We start from the raw sequence: 12,140 nt of genomic DNA, 5'->3' as shown, positions 1-12,140 counted from the left end.
TGTTTTCACTTGTTGTATGCTTCAATAATATCTTTAACCAATCTGTGACGAACGACATCCTGTGCATCCAGATAAATGAAATCTATTCCTTTTACATTACTCAGGATTTTTATTGCCTGAACTAAACCGGAAGGTTGGTTCCTAGGTAAATCAATTTGTGTTACATCACCGGTAACAATAAATTTTGCCGATGGACCCATTCTGGTAAGAAACATTTTCAACTGACTTTCAGTTGCATTCTGTGCTTCATCGAGAATTACAAATGCATTGTCTAAAGTACGACCACGCATGAATGCAAGGGGTGCAACTTCAATTACTCCGCTTTCTATATAACTTTTTACTTTTTCACCCTGGATCATATCGTACAAGGCATCATACAAAGGACGAAGATACGGATCAATTTTTTCTTTAAGGTCACCCGGTAAAAATCCGAGGTTCTCCCCTGCTTCTACTGCCGGTCTGGTAAGAATGATCCGTTTGATCTCTCTGTTTTTTAGCGCACGAACAGCAAGAGCGACAGCAGTATATGTTTTACCTGTTCCTGCGGGTCCGATAGCAAAAACGATATCGTTCTTCTCCGAGCTTTCAACCATTTTTTTCTGGTTGACAGTGCGGGCACGGACCATAATTCCATTCTGTCCGAAGACGAGCACATCGCCATTGTTTCCTGCTGTTGGTGAATCGGATTTAACAGAAGTATCTGCTAAAAAATGTTCTACATTATCAGGAGTCAGACTTCCGAATTTCTGATAATGCTGAATAAGGCGATTTATCTTTTCACTGAAGACGTGAATGTTTTTTTCATCGCCGATTACTTTTATTTCATTTCCTCTGGCTACTAATTTCAGCTCCGGAAAATTCTTTCTGATCACTTCAAGGTTACTGTCGTTAACACCAAAAAATTCAACCGGATTAAAGGTGTCGATAGGGATTACTACTTCGCTCAATGGTTTTTAGGTTTTAAATTAAAAATAAACTGAACAAGTTATTACCGTTCAATTCTTAATAAGTCTATTTCTTTTTCGTTTCAATACTACCTAAAACTGTCTACTTTTGAGTTCAGCTATTCTATAAGTTATCAACATCAGATGCTCTTTATCTATCTATGCCAATTCTGACTCTTACCACCGATTGGGGAATTTGTGATCCGTACGTTGCCTGTTTTAAAGGGTCGCTGATGTTGCGAAAATCAGTGCTCCAGGTTATAGATATAACACATGAGGTCACGCATTTTGATATCCTTACAGCAGCATACATCATAAAGACAAGTTTCAATAAGTTTCCGGAAGGAAGTATACACTATATAGGACTTACCGGTCCTGATAACCATGATCTTGAATTTCCATTTTTGATTGTTGAATCAGAAGGTCACTATTTTATTGGATTTGACAGTGGAATTTTCAGTCTCGTGCTGGATGAGAAACCCAAAAAAGTTTACCATTTGAATGCAAGACAGCATGAAGACAGAAATGTTGTTGAAGAAGTAATTTTAGATGCAATTGTAAAGTTAGGTTCCGGATCAAAACCTTCTCAACTTGGGAAAGAACAGGAGAATGTATTGACCAGCTACTTTGCCGTACCCACTACAGATGCCAATACTATCAGAGGATCTATAATTTATATTGATTCTTTCGGCAATGCAATCATGAATATCAGGAAAGACTTTTTCGAAAATGAGCATAAAAACCGTGAATTTGTGATCTTTATGCGTAAATCTGACTATACGATCACCAGATTATCCAAGTCATATGAGGACACGGAGAATGGTGAGATCGTGGCATTTTTTAACACGAACGGTTATCTGGAAATAGCATTGAATCGTGGTAATGCTGCCGGGCTTCTTGGACTAAAAGTTATGGATGCTATAAGGGTAGAATTCAAATGATAACAAGAATTGTCAAGATGACTTTTATGTCAGAACACACAGCTGAATTTGAAAAAGTCTTTGCAGAAGTTAGTCCAAACATTAGTAAATTCAAGGGTTGTACAGGATTACAGCTTTTTAAAGATTTAAAAGATCCTGGAGTTTACTTTACGTTTTCAACATGGGAACATGAAGAAGACCTCGAAACCTACCGTCAATCCTCGCTTTTCAGAGATACATGGCAGAAAACCAAACCGTTATTTGCGGCCAGAGCTGAAGCCTGGAGTGTGCAGAATATGTTGAAATAAAGTTGTTAAATAGTGCCTGAAAGGTTGACTGGCATTGCTTTTTTAGGTAATATTGCTAAACATTCGAAAGTAAAGAGTGCTTTTACAAATCCATTTCAAGCGGAATGCACAAGAGAAATAAGATGCCTCACCCAAAAATTGAGTTCACTTACAAAACAAATACCGCTTTTCCCCGACTTCAAACTAAATTTACCCTAATTAATACAGAAAAAAAGAAACAAACAAAAATAGAAAATGAAGAAAACTATTTACCCTAAAACCATTACCGGAAACTTGTGGAAGAACCTTTGCGTTCTTTTTGCTTTAGTATGTTTCATGGGCTTGAATTCCTCTAAAGCCAGTCACATGGCCGGAGCAGATTTGACCTATGAATATATCGGTAACAACCAGTATCTGGTAACTTACACTCTTTACCGTGATTGCTTCGGTATTGATGCACCATTAACTGAATCACTACAAGTTGGTTCAACCACTTGTGGCGCCGGAGTATCGCAATCCTTAACATTGAATCAGGTTCCGGGAACAGGACAAGAAATTTCATTGAACTGTCCGGGTAATCCTTCAACATGTGCAGGTGGAACAGCTCCCGGTATCCAGGCTTATGAATACACTACAATAGTTACTCTTCCGGCACAATGCCCGGATTGGAACTTTAGTGTTTCAAACTGTTGTCGTAATGCTGCCATCACTACTCTGGATTTCGGTTCAGGTGACGGACAGTATCTTGAAGCTTATTTGAACAATACACTTACAAACAATAATTCGCCAACTTTCGCGAACTATCCCGTAGCTTTCCAGTGTATTGGTCAGAATAACTTTTACAATCATGGTGTAATTGATGCTGATGGTGATTCATTAGTATATTTCTTCATTCCACCAAGGACTGGTGCTAACCAATCAGTAACATATGCTGCAGGTTATTCAATTGCAAATCCTATAACATCTTCTCCTGCTACAACAATCAATCAGAACAACGGTGATATCTTCATGCACCCAACGCAATCTGAAGTAGGTGTTGTTGCAGTATTGATTCAGGAATATCGTAATGGTGTTCTTATCGGATCAGTAATGAGAGATATTCAGATCTACACAGTAGCTTGTTCAAACACACTTCCATCTGCGACTGGTATCAATGGTGGTGGTAACTTTGCAACTTCTGCTTGTACAGGTGGTCAGCTTTGTTTCGACATCATCACAAATGAAACAGATCCAGGACAAACATTAACTCTATCATGGAATGCAGGTATCCCGGGTGCTACTTTCACAACTAGTGGTTCTCCGAATCCGGTAGGTCGTTTCTGCTGGGCTCCAACACCGGCTGATGCTCGTCCACAACCTTATACTTTCACAGTAACAGTTCGTGACGATGCTTGTCCTTCTAATGGACTTCAGACTTACAGTTTCTCAGTAGTAGTTTCTAACATGGGATTGAATGTTACATCGACACCGAGTGTTGCTTGTTTCGGAAATCATAATGGTTCTGCAACAGTAACTGCTTCAGGAAATCCACCTTTGACTTATCTATGGACTTCTAATCAATTACCAAATGAATTAACATCACAAACTATATCTCACTTAGTTGCCGGAACATATACTGTTAACGTAACAGATGGTTCAGGTTGTGTAGGTGCACAAACAGTTGTAATTTCTCAACCGGCACCGCTTGTTGTAACGACAACTCCTACTAACGCAGGTTGTGGTAGTGCACTTGGTAGTGCAATTGCATCAGTGAATGGTGGTACAGGTACGTACGATTATGTATGGAATACTGTTCCTCCTCAAAATACTGCAGAAGCAATTGATCTTGCTTCAGGTCCTTATACAGTTACTGTAACTGACGATAATAACTGTCATACAAATGCAAACGTTGTGATCGCAAATACAGCTCCTGTTTCTTTCTCAATCAGTTCTACACCTGCTACCTGTCTTGCAAATGATGGATCAGCAACTGTAGCTACACAAGGCGGCAGTGGTAACTTTACATATGTATGGACTCCAAACGTATCTAATGGCCCTTCAGCAACCGGTCTTATAGCTGGTATCTATGAATGTGTTGCTACTGATGTAACAAGCGGTTGTTCTCAAATATTGACAACGAACGTTGCAAATGCAGCAGGAATCAGCGCATCAGCAATTTCATTGATGGATGCAACTTGTCCACTAAGTGAAGATGGATCAGCAATAGTAACTATCAGCGGTGGTCAGTCACCATACACAATCGAATGGCCTAGCGGAGAAGCAACAGATGTTGCAACTCAATTGAACGCAGGAACAAACGTTGTAATGGTTGAAGATTATCTTGGATGTCGTGCTTATGCAACAGTTGAGATCGCTTCAATGAGTGTAGGTGCAAATGTTAACTTAGGAAATGACACAACACTTTGTATCGGTGAACAATTAATACTTGACGCGGGTGCAGGAGTAGGAACTTCATACCTATGGAGTGACAACAGCACAAACCAAACGCTTACAGTTACAGCAGCAGGTAATTATTCTGTACTTGTAACTAATGCATCAGGTTGTGAAGCTTTCGATGTGATTACTGTAAGTTACATCACTTGTAATCCATTCCAGGGCAGCGGAACTCGTTCTGCAGCAAGTCTGGTTTCAGTTTATCCAAATCCTGCTAAGAATGAACTTAACGTAAACGTTTCTAAAATCCGTGATACAAAAGTTTCAATCACAGTAATGGATATCCTTGGTAACACAGTATTCTTCTCTACAGAAGTTTCCGGTTACGGTTATACAAAATCAATCGATATCAATACTCTTACTGCAGGAGTTTATACAGTAAAAGTTGCTTACGATAACGAGGTTAACACTTCAAGAATTGTAAAACAATAAGCTAAACCATAGTTATTCTTCGAAAAGGGGTTCATGAGTCAAATCATGGACCCTTTTTTTTATAATTTATAATGAATAATTAATAATAATAATGAGAAACCTGGAATTATAGATTTACTCATTAAATGACGCAATCACTTTTCACTTTTCACTTTTCACTTTTTCGTTTATAGTTATTATTTACCCCCATTTCCCCCCCATTCATACCATTTACCAAGTTAAAGGCATAAAGGAATTGAATTTATAGCGTTTTGATGCTAATTTGTACTTGTTCACTCGCAAAATCAGCATCAAAAATGATTCAGAAAACATCGTTTTTTTCTTTAAAAAAGGTCTTTGTGGCTTTTTTGCTGATTAGCATTTTTACAGGCTATTTAAAGGCAAATGCAAGTCATATGGCGGGGGCAGATATTTCCTATAGATATCTGGGCAATGATCAATATAAGGTCACTTATACGCTTTATAGTGATTGCTCAGGAAGCCTACCTCCAATAAGCATGAATGCATCGGTCAGATCATATAACTGTTCTGTCAGCAATTCATTTGTACTTCAAAAAGTCATCGGGTCAGAAATAGTAATAAGTGCTAATTGTATTTCTGCTCCGTCAACGTGCAATGGCGGTGTAACAACAGGCTTCAAACAACTTGAATATTCAGGAATCATTGTCCTTCAACAAAAATGTAATGATTTTGTATTCAGTGTTACAGATTGTTGCAGGAATTCAGCGATAACATCCGTAATAAATCCTGAAACATTACCATTGTATGTTGAGGCAACATTAAATAATTTGACGAATGAAAACAGTTCGTCGGTTTTTTCAGGAAAACCGATAATGGTTCTAGCTACACACCAGGAAAATCAATTTTCAGTAAATGCTTTAGATTCAGATGGCGATTCACTCGTATATTCTTTAATCGCTCCAAAGACCAGTGAATTGACAAACGTCAATTACGTTTCAGGGTATGATGCGCAACATTTCATTGCATCAAACACTATATCAACTTTCAATTCTGAGAATGGAATTATTACAATAAATCCGTCACAGCAGGAAACAGCTATTCTGGCAGTTAAAATTTCAGAGTATCGAAATGGGGAACTAATTGGATCAACAATGCGCGACGTTCAATTAATTTCTACAAACAGCAACAACACCCTCCCTTCTATCGGTGAACTTGTTTCGGGACAGTTGAATTCATTTTCATTGTGCGCAGGTGCTGAGTTGCTGATCAATTTGTCATCAGTTGATCCGGATGCAGGTCAGACTACCATGATTGAAGTCAGTTCGAATATTCCTGACCTTATGATTCAGAAGTCAAATGACCGGTTGCAAAAAGTTTCAATAAGCTGGACTGCTCAGCAAGCTAACGGAAATTCAACATTCTGGATTAAAGTACTTGTAACAGATAATGCTTGTCCGCTGAATGGCGCTAAGTCGTATTATCTCCGGATAACCGTAAGTACTTTGGTCCTGTCTCCAATAGTAACAAATTCAGATTGTGCCGGAAAAAACAATGGCGCTATTGCTTTGAACATTTCTCAATCTTCGCAACCTGTAAGTATAAATTGGGTTCATAACAATTCAGATCAACCAATGCTCGATCAGCTTGCTGCGGGAGTATATACGGTAACATTAGACAATGGAAATGGATGTATTGTTGAAAGAAATTTTCAGGTGAACAATTCAGAAAGAATTGATATGACGGCAACGCTGGAAAATGCATCTTGCATAGCGAATGATGGCAAGGCTTATCTCAATCTGGCCGGCGGTGTTTTACCTTATACCATAGCATGGAATGACAACAACAATTTACAGGAACGAGTGGATCTGAAAGCAGGTCTTTATAATGTTAAAATTACTGATCAGATTGGATGTAAAATTTCATCTACACTAAAAATCGGGAAAGAAACGTGCGAAGTTCCGGCTTCCGGATTTAAATTGTTTCCCAATCCGGCTATTGAATATATAACAATACAGAATGATCTTCTTCCAACATCTCCTTATTCAATCACTATCAATGATGCAATGGGAAAGAAAGTTTATTACAAAGCACTGTTTATTGAAGACGCGATGAACGAAGTTTTATCTGTAGCAGAGCTTGCTCCGGGAATATATTTTGTTCTGCTGGAGTCAAATGGTGAATCTCAAATATTACGTTTTGTAAAAAAATAATTTTGTCATTGAATTCCCATATTTCAGCTACAACTCCCTTCCCTTTTTGACTTTCGAATTTCGACTTTTGAATTCAATTTAAATAGTTGATAAATTCCCCATTCCTTCATCATTTCATTTCCTATATTTTAATTAAAAACCTACTTTTACGCCTCAATAAAGTCATAGGTGGTTGCATTATTAAGAAAAGAGATCAATAGTTTTTTCAGTTCATTGATCGGTTATATCGTTATCATTGTCTTTCTCCTCACATTAGGATTGATCATGTGGATCTTTCCAGGAGGAGGCTTTAATATTATTGAAAGTGGATTTGCTAATATGGATCCATTGTTTGTTGTAGCCCCTTGGGTATTTTTATTTCTGATCCCTGCAGTTACAATGAAAATGTTTGCAGAAGAACACAGAAGCGGTACAATTGAGATCTTGTTAACTCAGCCAATTTCCGATCTGCAGATTGTACTTGCAAAATTCTTTTCTGCAGTAATTCTTGTTGTAATTGCATTGCTGCCTACATCAATTTATTACATTTCTATTTATCAACTGGCAAATCCGGTTGGAAACATTGACACAGCAGGTATCGTTGGCTCCTATATCGGATTGATCTTTCTCTGCAGCGGCTTTGCCTCTATTGGTGTATTTGCATCTGCACTGACAAGTAATCAGATCGTATCATTTATACTGGCTGTTATTCTGTCCTTTTTCTTTTATAGCGGATTTGAGTTTCTGGCTGCTATAATTTCTAATCCGGTAGCAGGAAACCTGCTGGCAGGACTTGGAATAAGCAATCATTATGCTTCACTCAGCCGGGGTGTAATTGATACCCGCGATGTTGTATATTTCATTTCGTTGACTCTTCTGTTTGTTTTCTCAACCCGTTTTATTTTAGAAAAGCGCAAATGGTAAAAGAGAAAAATAAAATAAGCAGAAATGCAAAAAAGCAAAGTATCGTCCGGCTGATTCTTTTATCCGGAATATTAGTTTTGGTGAATATCCTCGCTCAGTTTGCTTTTCACAGATTTGATATGACGCAGGAAAATCGCTATTCACTATCTGAATCCTCAAAAGATCTTGCTAAGGAACTGGATGATATCGTCTATTTCAAAGTTTATCTTGATGGAGATCTTCCGCCGGGGTTTTTAAAATTAAAAAACTCTTTGAAAGAAATGCTGGATGAATTCAGAATCTATTCAGACGACAATATTGAATATGAATTCATAGATCCATCCGCTAATCCGGATGAAAAGCAAAGAGTAGAACTGTATAAGCAATTGACAGAAAAAGGACTTTTTCCGACTAACCTGGAAGAAACCGATAAAGGTCAGCAAAGTCAGAAGATCATTTTCCCGGGTGCAATTGTAAATTACAAAAGCCTGGAAGTTCCGATGCAGATCCTGAAAAGCAAATTCGGGGGCAACTCTGATGAAATGCTTAACAATTCAATTGAGAATCTGGAATATGAGATCAGCAATATTCTAAGGAAAATTTCCCGTCAGAAATCAACTTCAATCGCCTTCCTGAGAGGTCAGAATGAATTACCGACAAAACAGATCTCAGATGCAGCTAATGGGCTCAGTGATTTTTATATTGTTGATACCGTAAGTATCGATGGAAAACTTGACGCACTTAAAGATTATAAATTATTGATCATCGCTAAACCGGATACTGCTTTTGATGAAAAAGATAAATTCATTCTGGATCAGTTTATCATGAAGGGTGGTCGTGTTCTTTGGTTGATCGATAAGATGGCAATGAATATGGACAGTCTGGAAAAAAGAAATACGACAGTTGCCATTCCTTATGAGTTAAACATTGACGACATGCTTTTCAAATACGGAGTTAGAATCAATAACGACTTTGTAATGGATATGCAGGCTGCTCCTATTCCGGTAGTAACAGGGTATGTGGGTAATCAGCCTAAGCAGGAAATTTTCCCGTGGTATTATTATCCTTTACTGTCTGCTGACAGTAAAAATCCCATCGTCAATAATCTGAATATGGTCAAAACAGAATTTGCAAGTTCGATCGATACTATAGAAACAGAATCAGTCACTAAAACAATTCTGCTTACGTCTTCAAAACTAAGTCGGCTACAAATGGCTCCTGCCCGTGTCAGTTTGAATATACTTCGCGACAAAGCAGACCCGATGATGTTCAACAGAAGGAATATTCCGATCGCAGTATTACTTGAAGGAAACTTCAATTCAAATTATGAGAACCGTTTACCGACAGCAATAATAAATTCAAAGGATATCAACTACAAAGCAAAAAGTGATACCACTAAAATGATTGTAGTGAGCGACGGTGATGTTATTTCCAGTTTTGTAAGTAAAAAAGGAAATGTTTATCCATTAGGATATGATCGGTTTACGCGACAGACCTTTGGAAATAAAAGTTTCGTTCTGAATTGCATCGATTATCTTTGTGATAATGATGCTGTACTCGAATTACGCTCAAAAGAAATCAGGTTGCGGTTACTTGATCCGGCTAAAATCGAATCACCATTATTTATTCAATGGTTGAATGTTGTACTGCCGACATTGCTTATTATCGTTTTCGGGTTAATATTTGCATTCGTCCGTAAGCGTAAATTTACCAATTAAGAATTTCAGAAAATGAAAAACAATAAAACTCTGCTTCTACTCTTTGTAGTTCTTGCCGGGATTACTATTTTTTATATTTACAAAACAAAGTATAGCACTGTAAAGGAGGAACTGCGTGATTTTGCAGTTAAAGACACAGCAGAAATTACTAAAATTTATCTTGCCGATAGAGAGGGCAATGCGATCACTCTTACACGAGGGAATGGCGGTGAATGGAAAGTAAACGATAAGTATTTAGCAAGACGATCAAATATTCTTAACCTGCTTGAAGTGATATATAAGGTAGATGTCAGGACAAAAGTCGCGAAGTCTGCGTATAATAATGTCATTAAAAGAATTGCCAGCAACGGAATTAAATGTGAAATTTATCTGAATGGAAAAGACAAGGCAGAAAAAATTTATTACGTTGGTGGACAAACAGAAGATATATTAGGAACTTTTATGATCATTGAAAATTCTAATTCACCTTTTGTAACACATATTCCGGGATTCAATGGATATCTGACTCCACGGTATAGTCCCAAAGAGTCCAATTGGAAAGATCCGGCATTGTTTACTTACCAACCCGAAGAAATTTCTTCGATCAAACTTGAATACGCAAATTACCCGCAAAATTCATTTATAATTGATATCAGTAACGGCAATAAAAAAGTTACTTCACCTGATGGTTCCGGACTACTATCAGAACCTGATACAATTGGAATTGATAATTACCTGAGATTATATTCAACAATTTATTACGAAACAGAGGTAGCGGATAAAACTAAATCAGGAATAGATTCATTGCTTTCTACTCCACCATCAATCAGTTTCAGTATTGTTGATAAGCAAAATAAGAAGCGGGAACTATTTATTTTCCCAATGCCGTTAGCGGCTAATTCGATGAATCAGGTTGATTCAATCGGAAGAAAATTGAAATATGATCCTGACAGATTATACGGCTATCTGCAGCCTGAGAATATTCTGGTATTTATCCAGCAGCAAACTATTAATAAACTTTTCAGGAGAAAAATTGATTTTGATCTTAACCGAGGTCAAAGACCAGTTCAGAATACTCGTTAATTTCCCGCTTTTATGTTGATATTTAATTAGTTTTCCGGGATTATTTTCTTTGGGAGTTAAATGCGAATATGTAGGTTTGTGACAGAGGTAAAAGCTTAGCGGCGTTTTGCCTATTCTTCTCTTACATACTGAAACACAAACAAATACACTTACAAAATGAAATTTATTGTATCGAGTACCACATTGATGAAGCATTTACAGCAAATCAGTGGTGTTTTGAATTCAAGTAATCCATTACCAATTCTGAACAATTTTCTATTTGTTGTCGATAAAGGAACTTTGACAGTTTCTGCCTCGGATCTGGAGTCAACGATGACAACAGGCATTCAATTGACTGAAGGAAAACAAGGAGGCAAAATTGCTGTTCCTGCTAAAATATTACTGGATACGTTAAAAACATTTCCTGAACAACCACTGACTTTTTTAGTAGATGAAAAAACTCTGGGAATAGAAATCGTTTCTGATTTCGGAAAATACAAATTGACCGGATTTGATGCCGAAGAATTTCCAAGAGTTCCAACAATGGATGGTGCGAAGACATTAAAACTAAGTGCTTCTATATTACAAAATGCAATCAATAAGACATTGTTTGCTACGGGCAACGATGAATTACGTCCTGTTATGTCAGGAGTGTTTTTTCAGTTAAGCAAAGACAATATTACTTTTGTAGCAACCGACGCACACAAACTTGTCCGTTATCGTCGTACAGATGCTAAAGCAAGTGGCGAAGGTGCATTGATCGTTCCTAAAAAGCCATTGAATCTTCTGAAAAATATTATGGCTGATTCCGAAGAAGTAGTTAATATAAATTACAATGAAAGTAACATCCTTTTCAGTTTGCGAATCATTCGTTGATCTGTCGTTTGATTGATGGCCGGTATCCGAATTACGAAGCAGTAATCCCGGTTGACAATCCTAATAAACTTACTATTTCACGTTCCGCGCTCTTGAGTTCTGTTCGCCGTGTTTCCATATTCTCCAATAAGACAACTCATCAGGTTCGCTTAAAAGTTGCAGGAAGTGAACTACAGATCAGCGCAGAAGATCTTGACTTTGCCAATGAAGCAAATGAGAGACTTTCTTGTCAGTATGAAGGAGAAGATATGGAGATTGGATTCAATGCCCGCTTCCTGAGCGATATGCTTAGTAACCTTGAATTCGAAAATGTAACGATTGAAATGTCGGCGCCTAATCGTGCCGGAATTTTAGTACCTGCAAATTCAGAAAACGAAAGTGAAGATATTCTAATGTTGGTGATGCCGGTAATGCTAAATAATTAAGAAAATAAATA

General features: G+C 37.6%; 8 protein-coding genes and 1 pseudogene. 8 read left to right on the top strand and 1 reads right to left on the bottom strand.

Annotated elements, in window-relative coordinates; translation table 11 throughout:
* Nucleotides 1-5: 5 nt before the first annotated feature.
* Entirely contained in the window at nucleotides 6-947 is a 942-nt protein-coding gene (locus IPL24_00740; protein MBK8362243.1) for a PhoH family protein, read from the bottom strand.
* A gap of 158 nt (nucleotides 948-1,105) precedes the next feature.
* Here IPL24_00740 and IPL24_00735 point away from each other — a divergent pair, with 158 nt between their 5' ends.
* The 8 genes and pseudogenes from IPL24_00735 (at nucleotide 1,106) to dnaN (ending at nucleotide 12,129) form a co-directional block, all read left to right on the top strand.
* Nucleotides 1,106-1,885, top strand: a complete 780-nt coding sequence (locus tag IPL24_00735; protein ID MBK8362242.1) for an SAM-dependent chlorinase/fluorinase — start codon at nucleotides 1,106-1,108, stop codon at nucleotides 1,883-1,885.
* On the top strand, nucleotides 1,882-2,172 hold the full coding sequence (locus IPL24_00730) for an antibiotic biosynthesis monooxygenase (GenBank protein ID MBK8362241.1): 291 nt from the start codon (nucleotides 1,882-1,884) through the stop codon (nucleotides 2,170-2,172). The genes IPL24_00735 and IPL24_00730 overlap by 4 nt, the downstream gene beginning before the upstream one ends.
* 234 nt (nucleotides 2,173-2,406) lie before the next feature.
* The gene (locus IPL24_00725; GenBank protein ID MBK8362240.1) at nucleotides 2,407-5,016 is read left to right on the top strand and encodes a T9SS type A sorting domain-containing protein; all 2,610 of its coding nucleotides are present in this window, start codon (nucleotides 2,407-2,409) and stop codon (nucleotides 5,014-5,016) included.
* 296 nt (nucleotides 5,017-5,312) lie between these two features.
* Nucleotides 5,313-7,187: a T9SS type A sorting domain-containing protein gene (locus IPL24_00720; GenBank protein ID MBK8362239.1), complete on the top strand. Its 1,875-nt coding sequence runs from the start codon at nucleotides 5,313-5,315 to the stop codon at nucleotides 7,185-7,187.
* A 168-nt stretch (nucleotides 7,188-7,355) separates the two neighbouring features.
* The gene (gldF, locus tag IPL24_00715) at nucleotides 7,356-8,090 is read left to right on the top strand and encodes a gliding motility-associated ABC transporter permease subunit GldF (GenBank protein MBK8362238.1); all 735 of its coding nucleotides are present in this window, start codon (nucleotides 7,356-7,358) and stop codon (nucleotides 8,088-8,090) included.
* Nucleotides 8,084-9,787, top strand: a complete 1,704-nt coding sequence (gene gldG / locus IPL24_00710; protein MBK8362237.1) for a gliding motility-associated ABC transporter substrate-binding protein GldG — start codon at nucleotides 8,084-8,086, stop codon at nucleotides 9,785-9,787. Before gldF ends, gldG begins: the two co-directional genes overlap by 7 nt.
* A 12-nt stretch (nucleotides 9,788-9,799) precedes the next feature.
* Nucleotides 9,800-10,849 (top strand): hypothetical protein, encoded by a 1,050-nt coding sequence (locus IPL24_00705; protein MBK8362236.1) that lies wholly within the window; start codon nucleotides 9,800-9,802, stop codon nucleotides 10,847-10,849.
* Nucleotides 10,850-11,005: 156 nt separating this feature from the next.
* Nucleotides 11,006-12,129: pseudogene (gene dnaN, locus IPL24_00700) on the top strand (DNA polymerase III subunit beta).
* The last annotated feature ends 11 nt before the right edge of the window (nucleotides 12,130-12,140 follow it).

The organism is Bacteroidota bacterium (assembly GCA_016711505.1).
Classification (GTDB): domain Bacteria; phylum Bacteroidota; class Bacteroidia; order AKYH767-A; family 2013-40CM-41-45; genus JADKIH01.
Note: the sequence above shows the minus strand (reverse complement) of the source record. Positions and strands in the feature narration are given on the sequence as shown.